Origin of the sequence: Bradyrhizobium sp. HKCCYLRH1030 (assembly GCF_051168395.1) — a bacterium.
Classification (GTDB): domain Bacteria; phylum Pseudomonadota; class Alphaproteobacteria; order Rhizobiales; family Xanthobacteraceae; genus Bradyrhizobium.
Genome location: NZ_JBNPUY010000009.1, coordinates 1 through 26,565, shown reverse-complemented (window position 1 = coordinate 26,565; position 26,565 = coordinate 1). Strand labels below are relative to the sequence as shown.

General features: G+C 66.0%; 23 protein-coding genes. 20 read left to right on the top strand and 3 right to left on the bottom strand.

What is annotated here, in order from left to right; genetic code table 11:
- Positions 1–29 precede the first annotated feature (29 nt).
- The 18 genes from ACQR1E_RS24540 to lpxB all read left to right on the top strand — a co-directional run bounded on the left by ACQR1E_RS24540 (position 30) and on the right by lpxB (position 20,447).
- Positions 30–2,333, top strand: a complete 2,304-nt coding sequence (locus tag ACQR1E_RS24540; protein WP_315711590.1) for a caspase family protein — start codon at positions 30–32, stop codon at positions 2,331–2,333.
- A gap of 182 nt (positions 2,334–2,515) precedes the next feature.
- Complete coding sequence (locus ACQR1E_RS24535) at positions 2,516–3,808, top strand: S1C family serine protease (protein ID WP_315827151.1); 1,293 nt, start codon at positions 2,516–2,518, stop codon at positions 3,806–3,808.
- Complete coding sequence (locus tag ACQR1E_RS24530) at positions 3,805–4,767, top strand: FHA domain-containing protein (protein WP_316165244.1); 963 nt, start codon at positions 3,805–3,807, stop codon at positions 4,765–4,767. The genes ACQR1E_RS24535 and ACQR1E_RS24530 overlap by 4 nt, the downstream gene beginning before the upstream one ends.
- A gap of 90 nt (positions 4,768–4,857) precedes the next feature.
- Entirely contained in the window at positions 4,858–5,379 is a 522-nt protein-coding gene (locus ACQR1E_RS24525) for a hypothetical protein (protein WP_315711595.1), read from the top strand.
- 154 nt (positions 5,380–5,533) lie between these two features.
- Positions 5,534–6,523: a 30S ribosomal protein S2 gene (locus ACQR1E_RS24520; RefSeq protein ID WP_315711596.1), complete on the top strand. Its 990-nt coding sequence runs from the start codon at positions 5,534–5,536 to the stop codon at positions 6,521–6,523.
- Between the two features lie 129 nt (positions 6,524–6,652).
- Positions 6,653–7,576, top strand: a complete 924-nt coding sequence (gene tsf / locus ACQR1E_RS24515; RefSeq protein WP_315711597.1) for a translation elongation factor Ts — start codon at positions 6,653–6,655, stop codon at positions 7,574–7,576.
- 74 nt (positions 7,577–7,650) lie between these two features.
- Positions 7,651–8,367 (top strand): UMP kinase, encoded by a 717-nt coding sequence (pyrH, locus tag ACQR1E_RS24510; protein ID WP_315711598.1) that lies wholly within the window; start codon positions 7,651–7,653, stop codon positions 8,365–8,367.
- A gap of 162 nt (positions 8,368–8,529) precedes the next feature.
- Complete coding sequence (gene frr, locus ACQR1E_RS24505; RefSeq protein ID WP_315711599.1) at positions 8,530–9,093, top strand: ribosome recycling factor; 564 nt, start codon at positions 8,530–8,532, stop codon at positions 9,091–9,093.
- Positions 9,094–9,105: 12 nt separating this feature from the next.
- Positions 9,106–9,864 carry an isoprenyl transferase gene (locus ACQR1E_RS24500; protein WP_315750907.1) on the top strand — a complete coding sequence of 253 codons (759 nt, stop codon included), beginning with the start codon at positions 9,106–9,108 and terminating at the stop codon, positions 9,862–9,864.
- Positions 9,861–10,748 (top strand): phosphatidate cytidylyltransferase, encoded by an 888-nt coding sequence (locus ACQR1E_RS24495; RefSeq protein ID WP_315827148.1) that lies wholly within the window; start codon positions 9,861–9,863, stop codon positions 10,746–10,748. The genes ACQR1E_RS24500 and ACQR1E_RS24495 overlap by 4 nt, the downstream gene beginning before the upstream one ends.
- A gap of 41 nt (positions 10,749–10,789) precedes the next feature.
- A complete protein-coding gene (dxr, locus tag ACQR1E_RS24490) occupies positions 10,790–12,013 on the top strand; it encodes a 1-deoxy-D-xylulose-5-phosphate reductoisomerase (RefSeq protein ID WP_315711602.1) in 1,224 nt (407 codons plus the stop codon).
- A 39-nt stretch (positions 12,014–12,052) separates the two neighbouring features.
- Positions 12,053–13,204 carry an RIP metalloprotease RseP gene (rseP, locus tag ACQR1E_RS24485; protein ID WP_315750909.1) on the top strand — a complete coding sequence of 384 codons (1,152 nt, stop codon included), beginning with the start codon at positions 12,053–12,055 and terminating at the stop codon, positions 13,202–13,204.
- A 174-nt stretch (positions 13,205–13,378) separates the two neighbouring features.
- The gene (gene bamA, locus ACQR1E_RS24480; protein ID WP_315711604.1) at positions 13,379–15,919 is read left to right on the top strand and encodes an outer membrane protein assembly factor BamA; all 2,541 of its coding nucleotides are present in this window, start codon (positions 13,379–13,381) and stop codon (positions 15,917–15,919) included.
- Between the two features lie 117 nt (positions 15,920–16,036).
- Entirely contained in the window at positions 16,037–17,104 is a 1,068-nt protein-coding gene (gene lpxD / locus ACQR1E_RS24475; RefSeq protein WP_315711605.1) for a UDP-3-O-(3-hydroxymyristoyl)glucosamine N-acyltransferase, read from the top strand.
- Positions 17,104–17,562, top strand: a complete 459-nt coding sequence (gene fabZ, locus ACQR1E_RS24470; protein WP_284418776.1) for a 3-hydroxyacyl-ACP dehydratase FabZ — start codon at positions 17,104–17,106, stop codon at positions 17,560–17,562. Before lpxD ends, fabZ begins: the two co-directional genes overlap by 1 nt.
- A gap of 29 nt (positions 17,563–17,591) precedes the next feature.
- Positions 17,592–18,401, top strand: a complete 810-nt coding sequence (gene lpxA / locus ACQR1E_RS24465) for an acyl-ACP--UDP-N-acetylglucosamine O-acyltransferase (RefSeq protein WP_315711606.1) — start codon at positions 17,592–17,594, stop codon at positions 18,399–18,401.
- Positions 18,402–18,405: 4 nt separating this feature from the next.
- A complete protein-coding gene (locus ACQR1E_RS24460; RefSeq protein ID WP_315750910.1) occupies positions 18,406–19,263 on the top strand; it encodes an LpxI family protein in 858 nt (285 codons plus the stop codon).
- A 26-nt stretch (positions 19,264–19,289) separates the two neighbouring features.
- Positions 19,290–20,447 carry a lipid-A-disaccharide synthase gene (gene lpxB, locus ACQR1E_RS24455; RefSeq protein WP_316185795.1) on the top strand — a complete coding sequence of 386 codons (1,158 nt, stop codon included), beginning with the start codon at positions 19,290–19,292 and terminating at the stop codon, positions 20,445–20,447.
- On the opposite strand, the gene ACQR1E_RS24450 is transcribed toward lpxB, so the two are convergent.
- Positions 20,448–21,686, bottom strand: coding sequence for a GAF domain-containing sensor histidine kinase (locus tag ACQR1E_RS24450; RefSeq protein ID WP_316185796.1), 1,239 nt, complete (start codon positions 21,684–21,686; stop codon positions 20,448–20,450).
- A gap of 136 nt (positions 21,687–21,822) precedes the next feature.
- On the opposite strand from ACQR1E_RS24450, the gene ACQR1E_RS24445 reads away from it, so the two are divergent.
- Positions 21,823–22,188, top strand: a complete 366-nt coding sequence (locus tag ACQR1E_RS24445) for a response regulator (protein WP_315711610.1) — start codon at positions 21,823–21,825, stop codon at positions 22,186–22,188.
- Between the two features lie 102 nt (positions 22,189–22,290).
- Here the strand turns inward: ACQR1E_RS24445 and gltA are convergent, their stop codons facing one another.
- On the bottom strand, positions 22,291–23,595 hold the full coding sequence (gltA, locus tag ACQR1E_RS24440) for a citrate synthase (protein WP_315711611.1): 1,305 nt from the start codon (positions 23,593–23,595) through the stop codon (positions 22,291–22,293).
- A 303-nt stretch (positions 23,596–23,898) separates the two neighbouring features.
- Complete coding sequence (gene gltX, locus ACQR1E_RS24435; protein WP_434897664.1) at positions 23,899–25,323, bottom strand: glutamate--tRNA ligase; 1,425 nt, start codon at positions 25,321–25,323, stop codon at positions 23,899–23,901.
- Positions 25,324–25,459: 136 nt separating this feature from the next.
- Here gltX and glnS point away from each other — a divergent pair.
- On the top strand, positions 25,460–26,565 hold a 1,106-nt coding region (glnS, locus tag ACQR1E_RS24430; protein ID WP_434897663.1), incomplete at its 3' end, for a glutamine--tRNA ligase.

Sequence of the window (26,565 nt, the reverse complement as noted above, 5' to 3'; positions counted from 1 at the left end):
GCGGCGGGTGCCTCGAAGGGGCTTGAACCATGCGCTTGACCAAGATCACCGCGAAGATCGTCCTGAGTGTCTCGCTCTGCCTGCTCGCCTTGGCGGCCTTGCCGCGGCTTGCCGCAGCGCAGCAGCCCGGCGCCGAAAAGCGTATCGCTCTGGTGATCGGCAACGGGGCCTATGCCAAGGGCCCGCTGGCGACGGCGGCCAACGACGCCGGCCTGATCGCGCAGACGCTGCAGGCCGCGGGCTTCGATGTGGTCGGCGCGCGCGATCTCGATGCCGACACGCTGCGCAAGAGCTTTCGCGATTTCATTCACAAGGCCCAGTCAGCCGACACCAACACCGTCGCAATGGTCTATCTGGCCGGCTACGGCATGCAGCTCGCCGGCGAGAACTATTTTCTTCCCGTCGACGCCAACATCGGCAGCGACGTCGACATTCCGACCGAAGGCCTGCGCCTCAGCGACTACATCCGCCAGCTTGCGGCGACGCCGGTGAAGGCCAGCGTCGTGGTGCTCGATGCCGCCCGCCAGCAGCCCTTCATCGCCAGCGGTCCGGCGATCGCCGGCGGCCTGGCGCTGGTCGAGCCCGATGCCAACATGCTGATCGCCTTCAATGCGGCGCCGGGCACGATCGCGCCGAACGAGACCGGCGCCTACGGCGTCTACGCGCGCTCGCTCGCGGAGATGATCCGCACCGGCGGCCTGTCGCTGCCGGAGGTGTTCGACCGGCTGCGGCTGCGCGTCAACGAGGAGACCAAGGGCGCGCAGGTGCCGTGGGATGCGCAGAAGATCCAGGCCGCCTTCACCTTCTTCGAGCGGGCGCCGGACGCGCCGGCCACGCCGGATTCGCCGGAGCAGACCGCGGCGCTGCGCTCGCGCCCGATCCGCGAGCTGCCGGTGCAGGAGGCCTATGCCGCGGCGCTGGAGCGCGACACGCTGCAGGGCTATGAGGATTTCATCGCCGCCTATCCGAGCGACCCGCTGGCGCGGCGCGTGCGCGCCCTCGTCGCCGCTCGCCGCGAGGCGCTGACCTGGCGACGGACGTTTCGCACCGACAGCCCGGAGGCCTATTGGTCCTACCTGAAGCGCTATCCCTATGGCGCGCATGCCGAGGACGCCCGGCGGCGGCTGGCGATGTTGTCGGCACAGCCGGCGCCGCCGCCGACCTTCGCGATGATCGAATATGACGTGCCGCCGCCGCCGCTCGACGAGGTGATCTATGTCGAACGTCCGGTGCTGCTGTTCTCGGATCCCGAATTCGATTTCGTGCCGCCGCCCCCGCCGCCGGTCTACATCCTGCCGCCGCCTCTGCCGGAGTTCGTGGAGCTGCCGCCGCCGTTCGCTCCGGTCGGCCTGTTCATCCTGCCGCGGCCGGTGTTCGTGCCGATCCCGGTCTATGTCCGGCCGCCGGCTTTCGTTGCCCCGCCGCCGAACAACATCATCTACCAGAACATCCACAACCCGACCGTCATCAACACCGTGATCAATCGTCCGGCGCCGCCGGCCGCGCCGATCACTGCCGGCCCCGCGGCCGTGACGACGCCGGCCGTGGCGGTGGCACCGGCCTTGCCGCCGGCCGTCGCGCAGCGCGCCACGCTGATCCAGCAGGGCAAGGTCCCGCCGCCGGGAGGACCGCTCACCAATCCCACGGTCCGGCCCGGTGCAGCACCGGCCATTCAGGCCAACGCTCCGCCGGGCGGACCCTCGCCGGCCATGACGGGACCCGGGCAGGGGCATGCCAATGTCAATCCGCTGCCGGTGCCCGGTCGCGGTGGTCCGCCGGTGCCACCATCGGTTCAGGCTCCTAGTCTGCGCCAGCCGGCACCGGCATCGCCCTCTGCCGCGCTGCCACCGCCCGCGCGCCAGGATCTGCGCGCGAACCGCACGCCGCCGGGCGCAGTCGTGCCGCAGCCCGCAAGGCCATCGGTGACGCCGTCCCGTCCGGTCATGCCGTCAGCCGTTCCGCGCGGGCCTGAGGTGAGCCCGCGCATTCAGCAGGCGACGCCACCGCAGATCCAGCGCCGCCCGCCGCCACCACCGGCGACGGCGCGTCTGAGCCCGCCACCGGCGCCGCCACGACCGCCGGTTGCACCGATGGTTCGGGCGGCTCCGCCACCTCGGCCGGCGCCACCGCCGCCGCAAGTCATGCGTCCGTCCGCTCCGCCACCGATGGCGCGTCCTGCGCCTCCACCGCAGATGGCGCGTCCCAGTCCGCCGCCGATGGCCGCCGTGGCCCGGCCGGCGCCGCCGCCGATGGCGCGGCCCGCGCCGCCGCCGCCACGTCCGGCGGCCCCGCCGCCGGGCAAGAGATGTCCGCCGAACGTCCCGCATTGCTGAGCCGCGGCGCGTTGGCCTGAGGTCGGCGCGGTTGCAACATCGGCCTGTTTTCGATATGGCCGGACCGCCGGACTGATCGATCGTGGGCGCAGGACGTCGGCGGCCGACGACGTGTTGCGGGGGCATCAGTGATATCAGCGTTTGTCGGGACCTTGCGCACGCTGTCTTTGCGAAGCTCAATCATGGCCGCGCTTTGCGGCGTCGGTATCGCCGGCCTGCCATCGCCAAGCGATGCTCAAGCGCTGCCGGGCGCCGAAGCCGTCTATGCCTCGGCGCCGCCGCGCCTGCTCCAGATCCGCACGCTCGTGGCCGATGCCGGCCGCCAGACCTCGACCGGATCCGGCTTTCTGGTCTCCGCCGACGGGCTCGCGGTCACGAACTATCACGTTGTGTCGGATGCAGCACTCGAGCCGAAGACATACCGGCTCGAATATACGGGAGCCGATGGCACGCAGGGCGGCGTCACGTTGCTCGCTGTCGACCTGCCCAACGATCTCGCGCTCGTTCGCGTCGACAAGCAGAACGCGCCGTTCTTTTCGTTCGACAAGGCCGCGCTCGACGGCAGCCTGCCGAAAGGCGAGCGGCTCTATTCGCTCGGCAACCCGCTCGACCTCGGCTTCACCATCATCGAGGGAACGTATAACGGTCTCGTCGAGCACAGCTACAACGATCACATCCATTTCACCGGCGCGCTCAATCCCGGCATGAGCGGCGGGCCCGCGGTGAATGCGCAAGGCCAGGTGGTCGGCATCAACGTCGCCACGCGCCGCGGCGGCCAGCTCATCAGCTTCCTAGTGCCCGCCCGCTTCGCGGCCGCGCTCCTGGCGCGCGGCCAGGATGCCAGGCCGGCGGCGGCCGATCTGCACAAGGACGTGATCGCGCAGCTTACGAGCTGGCGTGGAGCGCTCTACAAGTCGCTGGGCGAGGAGGGCTTCCGCGATCGGGTGTTCGGCTCCTATCAGGCGCCGGAGACGCGCGCGGGCTGGTTCGAATGCTGGGCGAGCACCAATGCCAGCGCGTCGCCGAAGCCGCGCGCCAGCATCAATTCGACCAGTTGCAAGGCCGAGGCCAGCGTCTATGTCGCGTCCGACCTCAACACCGGCGTGGTCGAGGTCAGCCACTCCTACGCGAAATCGATCGACCTCAATCAATTCCAGTTCGCGACCGTGCTGACGCAGCTGGCGCAGCCGCGACTCACCCAGGGCGGCTCGTTCCGCAAATGGTACACGCCGCAGCATTGCCATGCCGATTTCGTCGGCGTGACGCCGGCGGCCGCTCATCCGCCGCTACGCGTGCTGTGGTGCGCGCAGGGCTATCGCGAGTTCGACGGCCTCTATGACGTCGTGCTGGTCGCGGTGACGCAGGACCATGCCGACGAGGCGCTGGTGTCGCGGCTGAACCTGCAGGCGATCGCCTATGACGACGCCTTGCGCCTCGGCAAGAGCTTCCTCGAACGCCTGCAGGTCGCACGATGATCTGGATCGAGATCCTCTCCAAGCATCGCGACGTCGCCGGCCGCTTCCGCGTCGATGCCGCCGAGATCAGCATCGGCCGCGGCTACGACAATCACGTCATCCTCGACGATCCCTATGTCGCCGCGCGCCATGTGCGAATTTTCCGCGACGGCGAGGGGCGCCTGGTCGCCGAGGATCTCGGCAGCGCCAATGGCCTCTTTCTCGATCGCGGCAAGAGCCGGAAGCCGCAGCTCGTCCTCGACGGCGCCAAGCCGATCCGGATCGGCCAGACGCTGCTTCGGATCCGCGACGCCGGCCATGCCGTCGAGCCGGAGCGCCTCGCGGGCTCCGAACGCGGCGCGCTGCCGATCATCGCCGCGATCGCCCTCGGTGTCGTCCTGCTCGCGATCAACGCGGTGATGACCTGGTTTGCGCAGACCTCCGAGGCGCATCTGTCCGATTATCTTGTGCCGACCGTCACGATGATCGGGGTGGTCGTCGCATGGGTTGGCGTCTGGGCGCTGCTGGCGCGGCTGTTTTCCGGCCGCTCGCATTTTCTGCGCCACCTCCTGATCGCGCAGGCCGGTCTGATTGCGTTCTGGGTCTACAGCGAGTTCGCCCAGATTGCCTCGTTCGCCCTGACCTGGAGCGCTGTCTTCATCTACGGCTACGTCGTCTCGTGGATTGTTCTCGCCGCGACCTGCTTGCTGCATCTGCGTGAGGTCGGACGCACCCATATGCTCGCCAAGAGCCTGGTGGTCGGCCTTTTGCTGGTGGTCGCGATCGCGATCCAGACCGTGCAGCGGTCGGAGGCGTTGGCGAATTCCGGCCGTCCCAACGTCAGCCACGTGCTGATGCCGCCGTCCCTGCGCCTGGTCCCGGTGCAGGACGATCAGACCTTCTTCGGAGACGCCGCGCGGCTGAGGGCGAAGCTCGATGCCGACCGCGCCGCGCTGGCCCCGGCCGGTGTGGAGCGCTGATCACAGTTCCACTGTCTTTGCTCCCGGAGGTTGAAAGTTCCCTGGTTCCCGTCATAGCCTCGAAGCCCGGGTTTCTACGGGGAGGGGGCAATGAACAGGCGAGCGCTGTTGGGATTGGGAGCGGCATTTCTGGTATCAGGATGCCTGACAGGGAAGGAAGGCACCGAATACGCTGTGGTGTCACAGAAGATCGGGGCACCGCGTGCCGGGCAGTCCCGCATCATCATCATGAGCTTGAAGGATGCCTGGCTGGACCGGACCACGTGCGACGCCAAGGTCGATGGCGTCGCGCTGAGCCGCCTGATCCCCGGAACCTATGTCTACGTCGACCGTCCGGCCGGTCCGCACCACCTCGTCGCCACCCAGACCCTGTTCCCAGGCGACTCGGTGCTCGATTTCAACACCGAGCCGGGGCGGACCTATTTCTTCTCGATCAGGCCCAGTGATCGGTCCAGGGCTATGCAGGGCGGCGGCATGGCGTTCGGCCTGCTCGGCATGGGCGTCATGGCCGCGGCCTCGTCGGGCGCCGACAACAAGGGTCCGGTCGACTTCGTTCCGCTGCAGGAGGGGCAGGCCCGGACGGCGATGGTTGAGCTTCTGCAGGCCGAATAAGCCCATTTTCCTTGCGTTGCGCCAAAATCCGGCTATATAGCGCGCCATCTCACACGGAAACTTGGCTCTCCTAGAGGGCGTCCGGTGGCAAGCCGGGCCTTGACGGCCCGTTTTTGCTCACGCGTTTCCGGAGGAATCAACCGGAGAATATCCAATGGCGCTGCCTGAATTCACGATGCGTCAGCTGCTCGAAGCTGGCGTGCACTTTGGTCACCAGTCTCACCGCTGGAATCCGAAAATGGCCGATTTCATTTTCGGAGCCCGCAACAACATCCACATCATCGATCTCGCCCAGACCGTGCCGCTGCTGCACACGGCGCTGCAGGCCGTCAGCGACACCGTCGCCAAGGGCGGCCGCATCCTGTTCGTCGGCACCAAGCGCCAGGCGCAGGACAACGTGGCCGATGCAGCCAAGCGCTGCGCGCAGTATTTCGTCAATTCGCGCTGGCTCGGCGGCACGCTGACCAACTGGAAGACGATCTCGGCCTCGATCAAGCGCCTGCGTCATCTCGACGAGGTGCTGTCCTCGGGCGAAGCCAACTCCTACACCAAGAAGGAGCGGCTGACCCTGCAGCGCGAGCGCGACAAGCTCGACCGCTCGCTCGGCGGCATCAAGGACATGGGCGGTCTGCCCGACATGATCTTCGTGATCGACACCAACAAGGAAGACATCGCGATCCAGGAGGCCCAGCGCCTCAAGATCCCGGTGGCCGCGATCGTCGACACCAATTGCGATCCGAAGGGCATCACCTACGTCGTGCCCGGCAATGACGACGCCGGCCGCGCCATTTCGCTGTACTGCGACCTGATCGCGCGAGCCGCCATCGACGGCATCTCGCGCGCGCAGGGCGAGCTCGGGATCGACGTCGGCGCCTCGGCGGCTCCGCTCGAGGAAGATCTTCCGGCTGCGTCCACTTCGACGTTCCAGGGTCTGCCTGGTCCGCGCGGAACCGCCGATGATCTCAAGAAGCTCACCGGCGTGTCCGGTGCGATCGAGAAGAAGCTCAACGACCTCGGCATCTTCCACTACTGGCAGCTCGCCGAGCTCAACCACGACACCGCGCACCAGATCGGCGAAGAAGTCGGTCTCCCGAGCCGGGCCGATGCCTGGGTCGCGCAGGCCAAGTCGCTCGCCGACGCGTAAGACGACACAACACCATTCTGGCCGGCGTCTCACGCCGGCCATCGCGACTGAGATAGGTTTTTCCTGGCAGCGGGCGGCGACGAGCCATCCGCTGCGTCGCGCTTTGGACAGGCAAAAGGACGTTCAACGATGGCTAATATCACCGCAGCGATGGTGAAGGACCTGCGCGAGTCGACCGGCGCGGGCATGATGGACTGCAAGGCCGCGCTCACCGAGAACGGCGGCGACATGCAGGCCGCGCAGGATTGGCTGCGCAAGAAGGGCCTGTCGAAGGCCGCCAAGAAGGCCGGTCGCGTTGCGGCCGAGGGCCTGATCGGCGCGCTGACCTCCGGCAAGAAGGGCGTGGTCGTCGAGGTCAATTCCGAGACCGACTTCGTCGCCCGCAACGAGCACTTCCAGGGTCTGGTCAAGATGATTGCCCAGGTCGCGCTCGACGTCGGGGCCGACGTGGAGAAGATCAAGGCCGCCAAGGTGGGCAGCATCACGGTCGAGGCCGCGATTGCCGATTCGATCGCCACCATCGGTGAGAACCAGACGCTGCGGCGTGCGGCTTCGCTCGAAGTGAGCCAGGGCGTCGTGTCGAGCTACGTCCATGGCGCCGTCATCGAGGGTGCCGGCAAGCTCGGCGTGATCGTGGCGCTGGAGTCGCCCGGCAAGACCGACGAGCTCGCCGTGCTCGGCCGTCAGCTCGCGATGCACGTCGCCGCGGCCAATCCGCAGGCGATCGATGCGGCGGGTCTCGATCCGGAGCTCGTCAAGCGCGAGAAGGACGTGCTCGCCGACAAGTATCGTCAGCAGGGCAAGCCGGAAAACGTGATCGAGAAGATCGTCGAGTCCGGTCTGAAGACCTACTACAAGGAAGTCACCCTGCTCGAGCAGGCCTTCATCCATGACAGCGGCAAGTCGGTCGCGCAGGCGCTGAAGGAAGCCGAAGGCAAGGTCGGCGGTCCGATCAAGGTTGCCGGTTTCGTCCGCTATGCCCTCGGTGAGGGTATCGAGAAGGAAGAGACCGACTTCGCTGCCGAAGTCGCCGCCGCCAGCGGCAAGAAGTAACGACTGAGCACAGTCACGATCCGGCGCGGCGTTCGCGCCGGATCTCAACGCGCGGGATAGGAGAGCATTGGCACATGGCTGAGCCGGTCTATCGTCGCGTCGTGGTCAAGCTGTCCGGCGAATATCTCGCGGGCCCTCATTCCTTCGGCATCGACCAGCCGACCGTCGACCGCATCGCCGATGACCTCATCGCGGCCCAGAAGCTCGGCGTCGAGATCGCAGTCGTGGTCGGCGGCGGCAACATGGTGCGCGGCGTCGAGGTGTCGTCGCAGGGCGTGTCGCGTCCGACCGGCGACACCATGGGCATGCTCGCCACCGTCATGAACTGCCTGGCGCTGGAAGCCGCCATCCAGCGCAAGGGCACCCCGGCGCAGGCGCTCTCGGCTTTCGTCATGCCGGAGGTGTGCGAGCTGTTCACCCGCGCTGCGGCGCACAAGTCGCTGGCCGAAGGACGCATCGTCGTGCTCGGGGGCGGCACCGGCAATCCCTATTTCACGACCGATACCACAGCGGTCTTGCGGGCGGCCGAGATCGGTGCCCAGGCCGTGCTCAAGGCCACCAATGTCGACGGGGTCTATAGCGCCGATCCCAAGAAGGATCCGGCCGCCAAGCGCTTCGACCGGCTGACCCATTCACAGGCCATCGAGGGCGGCTACAAGGTCATGGACGCGACCGCATTCGCCCTTGCCCGGGAAACGTCGCTGCCTATCATTGTGTTCTCCATTGCCGAACCGGGCTCGATCGGCGCGATGCTGCAGGGCGAAGGGCGCGGCACCATCGTCGCGGGGTGAGCCGCGGCACCGTCGGCCGCCGGTGTTGGACCGATCCCGAGCCTGCGGTAGAAGCGTAAGCGAGACAGGAATTCATCCGGGAGTCGCCCGAGTCCGGCCGCAGGCATTTCAAGGCCTGGCAGAGCCGGCCGCAACGCCCCGGATTGCAGAAAGGAAAGCGTGATGAGCACGGGCAATTTCGACCTCAACGAACTGAAGCGCCGCATGCAGGGCGCGACCCAGGCGCTGAAGCACGAGCTCGGCGGCCTGCGCACCGGCCGCGCCTCGGCATCGATGGTGGAGCCGGTCCAGGTCGAGGCCTATGGCTCGCACATGCCGCTCAACCAGCTCGCGACCGTCTCCGTGCCCGAGCCGCGCCTGCTCTCGGTGCAGGTCTGGGACCGCTCCATGGTCAAGGCCGTCGAGAAGGCGATCGTCGATTCCAACCTCGGCCTGTCGCCGGCGACCGAAGGCCAGGTGATCCGGCTGCGCATTCCCGAGCTCAACCAGGAGCGGCGCAAGGAGCTGGTCAAGGTCGCGCATAAATATGCGGAAGCTGCCCGTGTCGCCGTCCGCCATGTCCGCCGCGACGGTCTCGATACCCTCAAGAAGCTCGAGAAGAATCACGAGATGTCCGAGGACGATCAGGAGCGCCTCGCTGCCGATGTGCAGAAGGCGACCGACAGCGTGATCTCGGAGATCGACCAGCTGCTGGCGGCGAAGGAAAAGGAAATCCTCACCGTCTGAAGGATGCGCTTGATGTCCAATGCCGCGGCCCCGATGACGGAGGCGCCGGACCGGTCCGACGGACCGGCCCATGTTGCCATCATCATGGATGGCAACGGCCGCTGGGCTGCGGCCCGCGGGCTGCCGCGCGCGGAAGGGCATCGCCGTGGCGTCGAGGCGTTGCGCCGCGTGGTGCGCGCCTCGCATGAGCTCGGCATTCGCTATCTCACCATCTTCTCGTTCTCGTCCGAGAACTGGTCGCGTCCGGCCAGCGAGATCGGCGACCTGTTTGGGCTGCTCCGCCGCTTCATCCGCAACGATCTCGCGACCCTGCATCGCGACGGCGTGCGTGTCAGGGTGATCGGCGAGCGCGACGGGCTCGAGCCCGACATCTGCGCGCTCCTCAGCGAGGCCGAGGAACTGACCCGGGGCAACACGAAGCTGACGCTCGTGGTCGCCTTCAACTACGGCTCGCGCCAGGAGATCGCGCGCGCGGCGCAGCGTCTGGCCAGCGAGGTCGCCGAGGGCCGGCGCGATCCGGCTTCGATCGATGCCGATGCGATCGGCGCTCATCTCGATGCGCCCGATATTCCAGATCCCGATCTCATCATCCGCACCAGCGGCGAGCAGCGGCTGTCCAACTTCCTGATGTGGCAGGCGGCCTATAGCGAGCTGGTGTTCGTGCCGATCCATTGGCCCGACTTCGACAAGGCCGCGCTGGAGGGCGCGATCGCCGAGTTCGGCCGGCGTGAACGCCGCTTCGGCGGTCTCGTGGCGAAAACCGCCTCGTGACCAAACCGGATACCGCTGCCGTGAGAGACGCCGCCAACGCCGCGCAGCGCAATGATCCCGCGCCGCCGAAAAAGGCTGCAACCAGCAATCTGGTGATGCGGGTTGCCGCGGCGCTGGTGCTGGTGCCGCTGGCGCTCGGCGCCGCCTATGCCGGCGGCGTATTCTGGACCGCACTGGTCACGGTGGTCGCGGTCGGCCTGTATCTCGAATGGCTGATGGTGGTGGGCGAGGTTCGCACGGCCAGCGTCGGCACGGCCGGCGCACTGGCCATCGGCGTTGCCGGCCTTTGCTGCGCCTATGGCCTGATCGACTTCGCCGTCGTCGTGCTTGGGCTCGGCCTGGTCGCGGTCACGGCGCTCGCTGCGGGACGTCGCGCCTGGGTGGCCGCCGGCTTCGCCTACGCGTCGGCCGCCGAGCTCGGCTCGGTGCTGGTGCGCTTCGATGCGGCCGAGGGATGGCATGCGCTGGTGCTGGTGTTTCTGGTCGTATGGGCCAGCGACATCGGCGGCTACGTTGCGGGCCGCAGCATCGGCGGGCCGAAGCTCGCGCCGCGGATCAGCCCGAACAAGACCTGGGCCGGCGCCGTCGGCGGCTTCGCCGCCAGCCTCGTCGCCGCGGCCGCCTGGTCGATGGCCGGCGCCGGCGGCCTGATGGCGATGCTCATGCTCGCCGCGGCGCTGTCGGTGGTCTCGCAGCTCGGCGACCTGCTCGAATCTGCGGTGAAGCGGCAGTTCGGGGTCAAGGACTCCAGTCACATCATTCCCGGCCATGGCGGCCTGTTGGATCGCCTGGACGGCTATGTCGCGGCGATCGTCGTCGCCGCGTTGCTCGGTTTGCTGCGCGGCGGCCTCGATGGCGTCGGCCGCGGTCTTCTGGTTTGGTGACCGGCAGCGCGGCTGGCCGGTCGAGATTGTTTGGTGAGAACATGAGCGCAGTGCCATTGCGGAACAACAAGGCCGGTCTCGCGGAGGTGCGCAGCGTCACCGTGCTCGGCGCCACCGGCTCGATCGGCGATTCGACCATGGACCTCGTGCGCGGCGCGCCGGAGCGCTACCGCGTCGAGGCGTTGACCGGCAACAGCAACGTCCAGGGCCTGGTGAAGCTGGCCCGGGAGTTCAACCCGCGCTTCGTGGCGGTGGCCGATCCGGCCGGCCTCGACGAGCTGCGCGACGCGCTGGCGGGCACCGGGATCGAATGCGGGGCAGGGGAGAGCGCCATCATCGAGGCGGCAGCCCGTCCCGCCGACTGGGTCATGGCCGCCGTCTCCGGCGCCGCCGGCCTCAAGCCGGCGCTCGCCGCGGTGGACCGCGGCGCGACCGTGGCGCTCGCCAACAAGGAATGCCTGGTCTGTGCCGGCGATTTCTTCATGGAGCGGGCCGCGCGGGCTGGCGCCTGCATCCTGCCGGCCGATTCGGAGCACAACGCGCTGTTCCAGGCGCTGTCCTCGGGCAATCGCGAGGAACTGGTGCGGGTGATCATCACCGCCTCCGGTGGCCCGTTCCGCACCTGGGCGCCGGCCGATATCGAGCAGGCGACCTTGGCCCAGGCGCTGAAACATCCGAACTGGAGCATGGGCCAGAAGATCACGATCGATTCGGCCTCGATGATGAACAAGGGCCTCGAGGTGATCGAGGCGTCCTACCTGTTCGCGCTGTCGCCCGACGAGATCGACGTCCTGGTGCATCCGCAGTCGATCGTCCACGGCATGGTCGAGTTCTCCGACCGTTCGGTGGTGGCGCAGCTCGGCGCGCCGGACATGAGGATTCCGATCGCCCACTGCCTGGGCTGGCCGGAGCGCATCAAGGGGCCGTCGGCCCGGCTCGATCTCGCCAAGATCGGCACGCTGACCTTCGAGGCCCCGGACTTCGAGCGGTTCCCCGGTCTGCGGCTGGCGTACGATTCGCTGCGCACCGGGCGCGGCGCGACGACGGTGTTCAACGCGGCCAACGAGGTCGCCGTCGCGGCCTTCATCGCTGGTCACATCCGGTTCGGTGCGATCGCCCGGCTGGTCGAGGCGACCCTCGAGGACTGGACGCGTTCGGGTAATCTGGCACCGTTGACCTCGGCGGATGACGCCATCGCCATTGACCATGACGCGCGAAAAAGGGCCTCCGGCCTCTTGCCTCAAATCGCCGCAAAAGCATCTTAAAGGGTTGGACGGGCCACCGGCCCATCGGGAAGGTCATCGATGTCGGAATTTTTCCACCATATCTTCAATACGTTGAGCCACGGCCTTCTCGGCTACATCGTCCCGTTCCTGTTCGTGCTGACGATCGTGGTGTTTTTCCACGAACTCGGCCATTTCCTGATCGCACGCTGGGCCGGCGTGAAGGTGTTGACGTTTTCGCTCGGATTTGGCCCAGAACTGATCGGTTTCAACGACCGCCACAACACCCGCTGGAAGATCTCGGCGATCCCGCTCGGCGGCTACGTGAAGTTCTTCGGCGACGAATCCGAGGCCTCGACGCCTTCGGCCGAGGCGCTCGCCAAGATGACGGCCGAGGAGCGGGCCGACAGCTTCCACCACAAGACCGTCGGTCAGCGCGCTGCGATCGTCGCGGCCGGCCCGATCGCCAATTTCATCCTCGCGGTCATCATCTTCGCCGGCATGGCGCTGTATTTCGGCAAGCCGAACACGACCCCGCGGGTCGATGCCGTCCAGCCGGACAGCGTCGCGGCCCAGGCCGGCTTCAAGGACGGTGACGTCGTCGCCGCCATCGACGGCCGGGCGATCGAGACCTTCGCCGACATGCAGCGCGTCGTCTCGGTCAGCGCCGGCACCGAATTGTCCTTCCTGATCAAGCGGGACGGCACGGAACTCACCCTGAAGGCGACGCCGGCGCTCAAGGAGGTCAAGGACCTGTTCGGCAACAGCCACCGGATCGGCGTGCTTGGCATCCAGTACAACGCCAAGCCGGACGAATCGCGGTCGATCCCCGTCGGGTTCCTCGAGTCGATCAAGATCGGTTTCGAGCAGGTCTGGTTCATCATCTCCACGACCTTCAAGTTCATCGCCTCGCTGTTCGCGGGCGCCGGGAGCGCTGGCGACGTCGGCGGTCCGATCCGAATCGCACAACTCTCGGGACAGGCAGCCAGCCTCGGCTTCCAGTTCGTTGTGCAACTGTGCGCGACGCTGTCGGTCTCGATCGGGCTCCTGAACCTGTTCCCGGTTCCGCTGCTCGATGGCGGACACCTGTTGTTCTATGGGGTCGAGGCCGTCCGCGGCCGGCCGCTGTCGGAGCGGGCACAGGAGATGGGGTTCCGAATCGGCCTCGGGCTGGTCCTCATGCTGATGGTCTTTGCAACCTATAACGATATCCTTCACCTCGCCGGGTCCTGAGCGCGGCTTTTTTACGACGTGGCCGTTGGGCAACGTTTTGAAACGAATTTGAAAATTCAGAGAGATCCGGCGTTTGCCGCCGGGTCCAAATTGGCTACAAGCGAACGACAAATGGGAATCTGTCGGGTTCGTAGGGGTACGGAACCGGCAACGGAATATAAGGGCGCGTAGCGCATGAAGTTCGGATTGCGGGTGCGGGGGGGCTTGGCGGCCGCCTTTATCATGTTCGCCGGCCCGGTGGCTTTGCCGCTGGCGAGCGTGGTTCTTTCGTCGCCAGCTGCGGCTCAGACGGTCAACTCGATCGAAGTGGTCGGTAACCGCCGCGTCGAGCTGGAGACCATCCGCTCGTACTTCAAGCCGGGCCCCGGCGGGACGCTCGACGCCGGCCGGGTCGATGACGGCCTCAAGGCGCTGATCGAGACCGGCCTGTTCTCCGACGTGAAGATCAACCGCCAGGGCGGGCGCCTGATCGTCACGGTCGTCGAGAACCCGGTGATCGGCCGCGTCGCGTTCGAGGGCAACAAGAAGGTCAAGGACGAGCAGCTCCAGGCGGAAGTGCAGTCGAAGCCGCGCGGCACGCTGTCGCGCCCGATGGTGCAGTCCGACGCCCAGCGCATCGCGGAGATCTATCGCCGCTCGGGCCGTTACGACGTGCGCGTCACGCCGGAAATGATCGAGCAGCCGAACAACCGCGTCGACCTGATCTTCACGATCGAGGAAGGCGCGAAGACCGGCGTGAAGTCGATCGAGTTCGTCGGCAACAACGCCTTCTCGTCCTATCGCCTCAAGGACGTCATCAAGACCCGCGAGACCAACCTCCTGAGCTTCCTCGGCTCGGGCGACGTCTACGATCCGGACCGTGTCGAGGCCGACCGCGACCTGATTCGCCGCTTCTACCTGAAGAACGGCTATGCCGACGTGCAGGTCGTGGCTGCGCTCAGCGAGTACGATCCGGAGCGCAAGGGTTTCCTCGTGACCTTCAAGATCGAGGAAGGCCAGCAGTACCGGGTCGGTTCGGTCGACTTCCAGTCGTCGATCGCGACGCTCGACGCCACCACGCTGCGCGGATATTCGCGCGTCAGCGTCGGCTCGCTCTACAACGTCGAGAACATCGAGAAGTCGGTCGAGGAGATGCAGATCGAGGCCTCGCGGCGCGGCTACGCGTTCGCGGTGGTCCGTCCGCGCGGCGATCGCAACTTCGAGGCTCATACGGTGTCGGTCGTGTTCGCCATCGACGAGGGCCCGCGCACCTATATCGAGCGCATCAACATCCGCGGCAACACCCGCACCCGTGACTACGTCATTCGCCGCGAGTTCGACATCTCCGAGGGCGACGCCTACAACCGCGCCCTGGTGGACCGTGCCGAGCGCCGCCTGAAGAACCTCGACTTCTTCAAGGACGTGAAGATCGTCACCGAGCCGGGCTCTTCGAGCGACCGCGTGGTCCTGAACGTCAACCTGGAAGAGAAGTCGACCGGTGACTTCTCGATCTCCGGCGGTTATTCGACCACGGACGGTGCGCTCGCCGAGGTCTCGATCTCCGAGCGCAACTTCCTCGGCCGCGGCCTGTTCGCCAAGGCGTCGGTGACCTACGGCCAGTTCGCCCGCGGCTACTCGCTGTCGTTCGTCGAGCCCTATCTGCTCGACTACCGGGTCGCGCTGGGCCTCGACCTCTACCAGCGCCAGCAGCTCGCCAACAACTTCATCTCCTACGGCACCAAGACGCTCGGCTTCAGCCCGCGCCTCGGCTTCCAGTTGCGGGAAGACCTGTCGCTGCAGCTGCGCTACTCGATCTATCGCCAGGAGATCTCGCTGCCGGCGACGCTGTCGGACTGTAACAACGTCGCGGCCGGCACCCTGATCGGCAACCGCTTCGTGCCGTTCAATCCGACGCCGGCGTTCATCAATGCGAATGGTCTCGCCGATCCGAACGGCGGTCTCGGCTGCTTTGCCAATGGCGAGGCCTCGCTGCCGGTCCGCCAGGAGCTGGCGAACGGCGCGACGCTGACCTCGGCACTCGGCTACACGCTGAACTACAACACGCTCGACAACAACAAGAACCCGACCGACGGCCTGCTGGTCGACTTCAAGCAGGACTTCGCGGGTGTCGGCGGCGATGTGTCGTACCTGAAGACCGCGTTCGATGCGAAGTACTTCACCCCGCTGGTGTCGGACATCGTCAGCATCGTCCACCTCCAGGGCGGCATCCTGAACAAGATCGGCAATACGCAGCTGCGCATGCTCGATCACTTCCAGATGGGTCCGAACCTGGTTCGCGGCTTCGCTCCGAACGGCATTGGTCCGCGCGATATCAATCCATTCGGCACGCAGGACGCGCTGGGCGGCACCAAGTACTGGGGCGCTTCGCTCGAACTGCAGATGCCGTTCTGGTTCCTGCCCAAGGAGACGGGCCTGAAGGGTGCCGTTTACGCCGACGCTGGCGGCCTGTGGGGCTATCAGGGTCCGACGTCCTGGGCTGCGACGGGCGAGGTTAATACCCCCGGCTGTATCAAGCCGACGCGCAACCCGAACAACGCCGGCACCTGCCTTGGTCTGCAGTTCGATGACCAGAACAAGGTCCGGACCTCGGTCGGCGTGGGTCTGGTGTGGGCGTCGCCGTTCGGTCCGCTGCGCTTCGACTACGCGATCCCGCTCACCAAGGGTCAGTTCGACCGGACGCAGGAATTCCGGTTCGGCGGCGGTACATCGTTCTGAGCCTGGGCCGATCGAATCCGGGTTGGCATCGACCAACCTCGCCGGTGTAAGAAATGGGAGCTCGGTTCCGGGACACCGGAGCCGGGCTCTGACTTTTTGTCTTGAGAGTACGACGGAATGGCCCAGCCGACCTTCTTCCAATCGCCGCCGCCCACGACCCTGGCAGCGATCGCCGCCGCCGCCAAGGCCACCCTGGTCGACCCATCCCGCGGCGAGCAGGTCGTCAAGGGACTGGCGTCGCTCGACGAGGCCGGCCCGATGCATCTGGCGTTCTTCGACAACCTCAGATACGCTGGCCAGCTCGCCGGGACCAAAGCGGGCGCCTGCCTGGTCAGTCCGCGATTCGAGGCGCGCGTGCCGTCCCACGTCGCAGTGCTTCGCGCCAATCAGCCGTTCCGCGCCTTCGTGCAGCTCGCGCGCGAGTTCCATGCCGACGCACTGCGGCCGCAGCCCTGGTTCGGCGACGATGGAATCTCGCCTCAAGCCATCATCGATCCCACCGCGCGGCTGGAGGACGGCGTCATCGTCGAGCCGCTGGCGGTGATCGGCGCCCATGTCGAGATCGGCTCGGGGACGATCGTTGGTGCGGGTGCCGTGATCGGTCCCCACGTCAAGATCGGTCGCGACTGCAATGTCGGCGCCCGCACCGTCATCCAGTGCGCGCTGATCGGCAACGACGTCCTGATCCATCCTGGCTGCAGCATCGGCCAGGATGGCTACGGCTTCATCTTCTTCGGCGCGGATGGGCACACCAAGGTGCCGCAGACCGGGCGGGTGCTGATCCAGAACCATGTCGAGGTCGGCGCCGGCACGACGATCGACCGTGGCAGCCTGCGCGACACGGTGATCGGCGAGGGCACCAAGATCGACAACCAGGTGCAGATTGGCCACAATGTCACAATCGGACGGCATTGCCTGCTGGCGGCCCAGATCGGGCTGGCAGGAAGTCTCACGATCGGCGACAACGTCGCGCTCGGGGCGAAGGTTGGTATCAACAATCACCTGACGATCGGCGATGGTGCGCAGGTGACGGCGATGAGCGGCGTCAAGGACGACATTCCGCCGAACGGCCGGTGGGGCGGTTTCTTCGCCAAGCCGACCAAGCAGTGGTTCCGCGAGATCGTTGCGGTGGAACGGCTGGTGCGAGATTCGACCGCGACGAACAGGGACGAGGGACGGGAGTGATGGAGGAGTCACCCATCAGGTTTGCGGACGTCGACATCAACGAGATTCTCAAGACGCTGCCGCACCGTTATCCATTTCTCCTGATCGACCGCGTGAAGAACATCCGGGCCGACTACAGCGGCATCGGCGTCAAGAACGTTTCGATCGGCGAGCCCTGCTTCCAGGGGCACTTTCCGGAGCGGCCGGTCTATCCGGGCGTGCTGATGATCGAGGGCATGGCCCAGACCGCCGGCGTGATCGGCATCAAGTCGGTCGAGGGCACGGAAAAGCCGCGCGCGGTGTATTTCCTCACCATCGACAAGTGCAAGTTCCGCAAGCCGGTGCTGCCCGGCCAGACCATCGAGTATCACATGCGCTCGATCGGCCGGCGCAAGACGATGTGGTGGTTCCACGGCGATGCCAAGGTCGACGGCGTCGTCGTCGCCGAGGCCGATGTCGGCGCTATGCTGACCGACTGACGGGCTGGTAGAAAGTTGATTGCGTCGAAATGAGCAAGATTGATCCCACCGCACGCGTCGAGGATGGCGCCGTCATCGGTGAGGGGACCGTGATCGGTCCTTACTGCATCGTCGGCCCCAACGTCGTGATCGGGGCCAACTGCAAGCTGATCAGCCACGTCCAGATCATGGGCCACACCACGCTCGGCGATGACAACGTGATCTCGCCCTTCGTCGTGCTCGGCGGCGCGCCGCAGGATCTCAGCTATCGCGGCGAGCCGCATCGGCTCGAGATCGGCTCCGGCTGCACCTTCCGTGAAGGCGTGACGATGAACATCGGCACCACGAAAGGCGGCGGCCTGACCAAGGTCGGCAATGCCGGGTTCTTCATGAACAATGCCCATGTCGCCCACGATTGCGTTGTCGGCGACAACGTGATCTTCGCGACCTCGGCGACACTTGGCGGCCATGTTGAGGTCGGTGATTCCGTCTACATCGGCGGCCTGTCCGCGGTGCATCAGTTCACCCGCATCGGCCATGGCGTGATGGTCGGCGGCGTCTGCGGCGTACGCGGCGATATCATTCCGTATGGCCTCGCCAACGGCCAGTATGCCGCGCTCGAAGGTCTCAACGTCATTGGCATGAAGCGCCGCAAGTTCACACGCGAGCGCCTCGCCACGGTGCGTGCCTTCTATCAAAAGCTTTTCCATGGCCCCGGCGTGTTCGCCGATCGCCTCGCGGCGGTGCGGCCGCTGGCCGGCGAGGATCCCGCCATTGCCGAGATCCTCGCCTTCATCGATGGCGGCCGACATCGCGCCTTGTGCCTGCCCGAGATCGGCAGGCCGGCCATCGAGCCGTAGCGCCATGGCGACGCCGGCCGCCGTGACCTCTCCGCCGATCGGCATGATCGCCGCGGGCGGGGTGCTGCCTTTCGCGGTCGCCGATGCCATCGTCGCGCGCGGCCAGACGCCGGTGCTGTTCGCCTTGAAGGGCATCTGCGATCCAAAGCCGCTGGCGCGCTTCCGTCATCACTGGATCGGCCTCGGCCAACTCGGCAATGCCCTGAAGCTCCTGAAGGCCGAGGGCGTTCGCGATCTCATGTTCATCGGCAATCTCGTTCGTCCGGCCGTGTCGGAGATCCGCTTCGACTGGGGCACGCTGCGCGAGCTGCCCTACATCTGGTCGGCCTTTCGCGGCGGTGACGATCATCTGCTGTCCGGCGTCGGCCGCATCTTCGAGCGTCACGGCTTTCACATGATCGGCGTCAAGGACGTCGCCCCCAATCTGCTCGTGCCCGAAGGGCGGCTGACGCGGAGCGGGCCCAACGATCTGGTGACTGGCGACATCGCCAAAGGAATGTCCGTGCTCCGCGCCATGGCGCCGTTCGATGTCGGGCAGGCCGTGGTCGTGATCGACGGCCACGTCGTTGCGCTCGAGGACATCGAGGGCACCGACGGGCTGCTGGCCCGCGTGGCGCGGCTGCGCGCCGATCGCCGCATTCGTGCTGCTGCCGGGCGCGGCGTGCTGGTGAAGGCGCCCAAGGCCGGCCAGGACCTCCGCTACGACCTGCCGACCATCGGTCCGCGAACCATCGAGGGACTTTCGGCCGCGGGTCTCGCCGGAGTCGCCGTCGCTGCCGCCTATACTCTGCTCGCCGATCCCCAGGAGACAGTGGCTGCCGCCGATCGGGCAGGCGTGTTCATCACGGGTGTCACGGCGTGACGCCCCGGCCTCCGGCAGGCCCGGCCATGCGCAGGATCTGCCTGGTCGCGACCGAAGAGTCCGGTGATCGCCTCGGCGCCAGCCTGATGAAGGTGCTGCGCCAGCGGCTCGGCGACGGCGTCGAATTCTCCGGCGTCGGCGGCCGCGGCATGACACGCGAGGGGCTCGCCTCGCTGTTTCCGATCGAGGAGCTCTCGATCGTCGGCTTCGCGGCGGTGCTGAAGCAGCTGCCCAAGATCCTCCGCCTGATCCGCGGCACCGTCGATGCGATCGTTGCGGACCAGCCCGACGTGCTCGTCATCATCGACAGTCCCGATTTCACCCAGCGCGTGGCGAAGCGGGTTCACGCGCGCGATCCCGAGATTCCGATCGTGAACTACGTGGCACCGACCGTATGGGCGTGGCGCCCGGGCCGGGCACGCGCGATGCGCGGCTACGTCGATCACGTGCTGGGCTTGCTGCCGTTCGAGCCGGAGGCGTTCCGAAGGCTCAATGGTCCGCCCTGTACCTATGTCGGCCATCCCCTGATCGAACAGCTCGCCAACCTGCGCCCCAATGCGGCAGAGCAGGCGCGCCGAGATGCCGACCCTCCCGTTCTGCTGGTGCTTCCTGGCAGCCGGCGCAGCGAGGTCGCTCGCCACATCGCCGTGTTCGGCGAGACATTGGCGCGGCTGCGCGCCCAAAACCTGGCCTTCGAATCCGTGCTGCCCACCACGCCGCATCTCGAAGCCGCGGTGCGGGCTGGAGTCGCAAACTGGCCGCTCGTTCCGGAGATCATCACGGGCGAGGCCGAGAAGCGGGCAGCCTTCAGGCGCGCGCGCGCCGCGCTCGCCAAGTCCGGCACGGTGACCCTGGAGCTCGCGCTGTCCGGCGTGCCGATGGTGACGGCGTATCGCGTCGGCGAGATCGAGGCGTTCATTCTCCGGCGAGTCGTCAACGTGCAATCGGTCATTCTCGCCAATCTCGTGATCGGCGAGAACGTCATTCCGGAATTCCTTCAGGAAGCCTGCACCGCCGACAATCTCGCGCCCGTTCTCGCCGATCTCCTGGGCCACGGTCCGATACGTTCGCGCCAGGTCGAAGCGTTCGATCGCCTCGACGCGATCATGTCCACGGGCGCGGCCTCGCCAAGCGTGCGCGCAGCCGACATCGTGCTGGCAACGATGCGCAGCGGACGGCGCTGATCAGGCCTCAAGCGGCATCTTGAATTCGAAGGTCGCTCTGTCGCCGGTCGACGTGGCCTGGAGCGTGCCGCCATGCGCTCGCGCAATCTCAGAGGCGATGTAGAGTCCGAGCCCGAGACCATGCTGGCTCGGACGCTCGCCACGCATGTAGGGCTTGAACAGATTCTGCATCGCCTTGTCCGAGATCGGCGGTCCGTGATTGGTGACGGCGAGCACGAAAGAGCCTTCGCTCGTTGTTGCGGAGACCTGGATCGGCTTGTCCTTGTCGCCGTAGGAGATGGCGTTGCCGAGCAGGTTCGAGAACAATTGCCCGATCTTGCTGCGGTCGCATTTGACCGGCTCCGCGATGTTGATCCGGGTCTCGATCTCGTGATCGGGCCAGGCCAGCCGGATCTCGGAGATGACCTGCTCGATCACCGGCGCCAGCGGTTGCCGCGCGTCGGGCTTGATCGTCAGGCCGCCGCCGAGGCGCCCCCGGGCGAAATCCATGATGTTGTCGACCAGTCCGGCCATGCGCATGACTGATTTCTGAATCATGGAAATGATCTCAGGCGCTCTGGCGCTGTCCTGACTGCGGAGCAGCACGCGCATTCCGGCGTCGATCGAGGCCAGCGGATTGCGGAGGTCATGGCCGAGAACGCCGATGAATTGCTCTCTCAGCTCGGCGGTCCGGCGCTCGTCGAGCAGGTCAGCCTGGGTGATCTTCAGCCGTTCCTCGGTCGAAAACCTGCGCTTCTCGCTGAGGCCGAGGCTGGCCTGACTGAGCGCGAAGCGCTGATGAAGCTCCAGCTGGGCCGCGATCAACTCCCCGAACAGCTGAAAGGTGCTGACGATCTCGGGCCGGTCCAGCTCGCGCGGCGCTGGATCGATCGCACACAGGGTGCCCCAGATGGTCCCGTCGGACAGGGTGATCGGAGCGGAGATATAGCTGCGAAAGCCGTAGAGCTTTGGCGTCGGGTGATCGCGAAACATGCGATCCGTCTCGACGTCACAGATGACGACAGCTTTGCCTCGCTCCCGGACCTCGCTGCAGATCGTCGTCTTGACGCGCAGCTCGCCACCCTTTTTCAGGCCGAAATTGATGTCGTCGCGAACCGCACAACAGACCCATCGATCCGAGGTCACGCGCGCGACCGCAACGAATCCCATCCCGGTGATCCTGCTCACCGAGTCCAGAATTTTGGGAACGGCGTCGAGCTGCTGGACAGCGTCGACGTCCGGGTTGGGATTGGTCGTCATCGTATGCTCGAGCTGGTCCCCGATCCAGGATGCAAGTCGTGTCTTCGATTTGCACCGTTCAACGCATTCAGCCCCGGAACGTTCGCCGGAACAAAATGATCGTCGTGCGATTGAATGAGATTGGACAGGAGACAGAGTGTCCCGCGTTCGGCTCACAAGAAAAACAGTTCTGGTCGTTGAGGACGAGGGGCTGATCCGCGCCAACGCTGTCGACATGATCAGAGACCTCGGTTTCGAAGTCATCGAGGCAGCTGACGCCGATCAGGCCATTTCGCTTCTCGAACGATGTGACCGCATATCGGTGGTCTTCACGGACGTCCAAATGCCGGGGTCGATGGATGGCCTGCGGCTGGTCGCCGTCATCAGGGACCGCTGGCCTCCGGTCGCGCTCCTGGTGACGTCAGGTCAGGTGACCCCTTCGGAACTGCCGTCCGGCGCGCGCTTCCTTGCCAAGCCATACGGGGCCGAGCAGCTCAGGTCTCATCTCGAGGCGCTGGCCTGATGCACTCCCGGCCGATGCCGCGAGTCAGAAAGGTGCGACCTCACAAACGAAACGGCGCCGTCGGGATCGACGGCGCCGTTCGAAAGCGGAATTGCGCTGCGCTCAGCCGCGCTTGTCCATCTCGACATAGTCGCGTGTCGCGACGCCGGTGTAGAGCTGGCGCGGACGGCCGATCTTCTGTTGCGGATCCTCGATCATCTCGCTCCACTGGCTGATCCAGCCGACGGTGCGGGCGACGGCGAACAGCACGGTGAACATCGACACCGGGAAGCCCATCGCCTTCAGGGTGATGCCCGAGTAGAAGTCGACGTTCGGATAGAGCTTGCGCTCGATGAAGTACTGATCGCTGAGCGCGATCTTCTCGAGCTCCATCGCGACCTTGAGCATCTGATCGTCGGCGTGGCCCGTCTCCTTGAGCACCGCGTGACACATCTTCTGCATGATCTTGGCGCGCGGGTCGTAGTTCTTGTAGACGCGATGGCCGAAGCCCATCAGGCGCACGTCGCTGTTCTTGTCCTTCACCTTGGCAATGAAGTCCGGAATCTTGTCGACGGTGCCGATCTCGGCCAGCATGTTCAGTGCCGCCTCGTTGGCGCCGCCATGCGCCGGACCCCACAGGCAGGCGATGCCGGCGGCGATGCACGCGAACGGGTTGGCGCCCGAGGAGCCGGCGATGCGCACCGTCGAGGTCGAGGCGTTCTGCTCGTGATCGGCGTGCAGGATGAAGATCTTGTCGAGCGCGTCGGCGAGAACCGGGTTCGGCTTGTACTCCTCGCACGGCACCGCGAAGCACATGTGCAGGAAGTTCTCGGCGAACGAGAGCGAGTTCTTCGGATAAACGAAAGGCTGGCCGATGGTGTATTTGTAGGCCATCGCCGCCAGGGTCGGAATCTTCGCGATCATCCGCATCGACGCGATCATGCGCTGCTTCGGATCGTTGATGTCGGTGGAGTCGTGGTAGAACGCGGCGAGCGCGCCGACCGAAGCGACCATGACCGCCATCGGATGCGCGTCGCGGCGGAAGCCGTGGAAGAAGCGCGACATCTGCTCGTGCACCATCGTGTGGTGGGTCACGCGATAGTCGAAATCCTGCTTCTGGGCCTTGGTGGGAAGCTCCCCGTACAGCAGCAGATAGCAGGTCTCCAGGAAGTCGCCCTTCTCGGCGAGCTGCTCGATCGGATATCCGCGGTATTCCAGGACGCCGGCGTCGCCGTCGATATAGGTGATCTTGGACTGGCAGCTGCCGGTCGAGGTGAAGCCGGGATCATAGGTGAACATCCCGGTCTGGGCGTAGAGCTTGCCGATGTCGATGACGTCGGGACCCACGGTGCCGCTCAGGATCGGAAGATCGAAATTCTTGTTGCCGACGGTGAGGGTCGCGGTCTTGCTTGCGGATTTTGCGTCCATCGTTTGTCCCCGATGAGATCGTTAGGCTTGGCCCTTGTTCTTTTTGAGAGATGGCAGGGCAGGTGGACTTTATCTAGTGCGGTGGCTTTGACATTCGCGTCACTGTCGCTGCCAACAGCTTAAGCGAAGGTCAAATCCGAAACCGTACTGGAATCTTATACTTACTAGTGTCCTTCGGCCCTAACATCCGTCAACGAGCCCGCCGCAACGTGTGAAGGATGTTCGAGCCGGGAAAACCAGTGGGTGCCGCGCAAATGCGTATCGTATTGCCCTGTGCGCTGCAAGATGGGGGTCCATGAGACCTTATGAGGTGGTCTGGTCCTCCAGACGGCCCAAGGATTCATCACGCCCCAGGATCGCCAGAACGTCGAAAATACCGGGTGAGGTGGTTCGGCCGGTGAGCGCCGCGCGGAGCGGCTGCGCCACCGCGCCCAGCTTGAGATTGTTGGCTTCAGCAAACGCACGCAGCGCGGCTTCTGTGGCCGGTCCGCTCCAGGACGCGACAGCGGCCAGCGCGTCACGCAGCCGGCCGATCAGGGCGCGGCTGTCCGGCGTCAGCAGGGCCGCGGCCTTGGCGTCGATCGGAAGCGGCCGGTCGGCAAAGATGAAGGCGGCGCCGTCGATCAGCTCCAAGAGCGTCTTGGCGCGCTCCTTCAGGCTCGGCATCGCCAAAGTGAGCTGCGCGCGCGTGGCGTCGTTGAGCTTGGCCTTGAGAGCCGCGCCGTTCGGCACGTAATTCAGCACGTCCTCGAACTGGCGCACCAGCGCCGCATCGTCGCTGTGGCGGATGTAGTGGCCGTTGAGATTTTCCAGCTTGGCAAAGTCGAACCGCGCCGCCGAGCGGCCGATCGCCGGCAGGTCGAACGCCTTGATCATCTCCTCGGTCGAGAAGATCTCCTGGTCGCCATGGCTCCAGCCGAGCCGCACCAGGTAATTGCGCAGTGCCGACGGCAGATATCCCATCGCACGGTAGGCGTCGACGCCGAGCGCGCCGTGGCGCTTCGACAGCTTCGAGCCATCGGGCCCGTGAATCAGCGGGATGTGCGACATCGACGGCACCGTCCAGCCGAGCGCATCGTAGATCTGCTTCTGGCGCGCGGCGTTGATCAGATGGTCGTCGCCGCGGATGACGTGGGTGACGCCCATGTCGTGGTCGTCGACGACGACCGCCAGCATGTAGGTCGGATTGCCATCGCCTCGCAGCAGCACGAGGTCGTCGAGGTTCTCGTTCTGCCAGACCACGCGGCCCTGCACCTGATCCTCGATCACGGTCTCGCCGGTCAGCGGCGCGCGCAGCCGGATCGTCGGCTTGACGCCTTCGGGCGCCTCCTTGGGATCGCGGTCGCGCCACATGCCGTCGTAGAGCCGGGTGCGGCCTTCCGCGCGCGCCTTCTCGCGCATCGCGGCCAGCTCCTCGGCGGTGGCATAGCAGCGATACGCCATGCCGCTGGCGAGCAGTTGCTCGGCGACCTCGCGATGGCGCGCGGCGCGGCTATATTGGTAGATGACCTCGCCGTCCCAATCGAGCTCGAGCCATTTCAGGCCGTCGAGGATGGCGTCGATCGCCGCACTGGTCGAGCGCTCGCGGTCGGTGTCCTCGATCCTGAGCAGCATCTTGCCGCCGCGGCCGCGCGCATACAGCCAGTTGAACAGGGCCGTCCGGGCGCCTCCGATGTGGAGAAAGCCGGTCGGGGAGGGGGCAAAGCGCGTGACGATCGGGGAGGTCATGGGCGGCAGCACGAAATCCAGGCAGGGGCTCAAGAGGGCGGGGGGTGTATAGCAGGCCTATCGCATAACTAAAGCCTTCCTTGGGGGAAGCGGATTTGGCAGATAGGCTGCCAAATTCCGGAGCAGGATATTCTTGATGACCACGACGACAGACACGGCGGCGACGGCAGAGGCAGGGCGCGACTTCATCCGCGACATCGTCCAGGCCGATCTCGACAGCGGCAGGCACAAGACGGTCGTCACCCGGTTCCCGCCGGAGCCGAACGGCTACCTGCATATCGGCCATGCCAAGTCGATCGGCCTCAACTTCGGCATTGCCCAGGAGTTCGGCGGCCGCTGCAATCTGCGCTTCGACGACACCAATCCGACCAAGGAAGAGCAGGAATATATCGATTCCATCCAAGCTGACGTGCGCTGGCTCGGCTACGACTGGGGCGACAACCTGTTCTTCGCCTCGGATTATTTCGAGCGCCTCTACGACTGGGCCGAGGGCCTGATCAAGGCCGGCTTGGCCTATGTCGACGACCAGTCTCAGGAAGACATTCGGCTGTCGCGCGGCACGCTGACCGAGCCCGGCAGGAACAGCCCGTTCCGCGACCGTTCGGTCGAGGAGAATCTCGACCTGTTCCGGCGCATGAAGGCCGGCGAATTCCCGAACGGCGCGCGCGTGCTGCGCGCCAAGATCGACATGGCCGCCGGCAACATCAACCTGCGCGACCCCGTGCTGTACCGGATCCTGCACGCCCACCACCCGCGCACCGGCGACGCCTGGAAGATCTATCCGAGCTATGACTACGCGCACGGGCAGTCGGACGCGATCGAGGGCGTGACGCACTCGATCTGCACGCTCGAGTTCGAGGATCACCGTCCCCTCTACGACTGGTTCCTGGACAAGCTGCCGGTGCCGTCGCATCCGCACCAGTACGAGTTCGCGCGCCTCAATCTCACCTATACTCTGCTATCCAAGCGCGTGCTGACGCGGCTGGTGCAGGACGGCCATGTCGCCGGCTGGAACGATCCACGCATGCCGACCATCGCCGGCCTGAAGCGGCGCGGCGTGCCGCCGGCGGCGGTGCGCGAGTTCATCAAGCGCATCGGCATCGCCAAGGCGAACAGCATCGTCGACGTCGGCATGCTCGAATTCTGCATCCGCGAGGAGCTGAATCGCACGGCGCTGCGCCGGATGGCGGTGCTGCGGCCGCTGAAGGTGGTGATCGAGAACTATCCGGAAGGCCAGGTCGA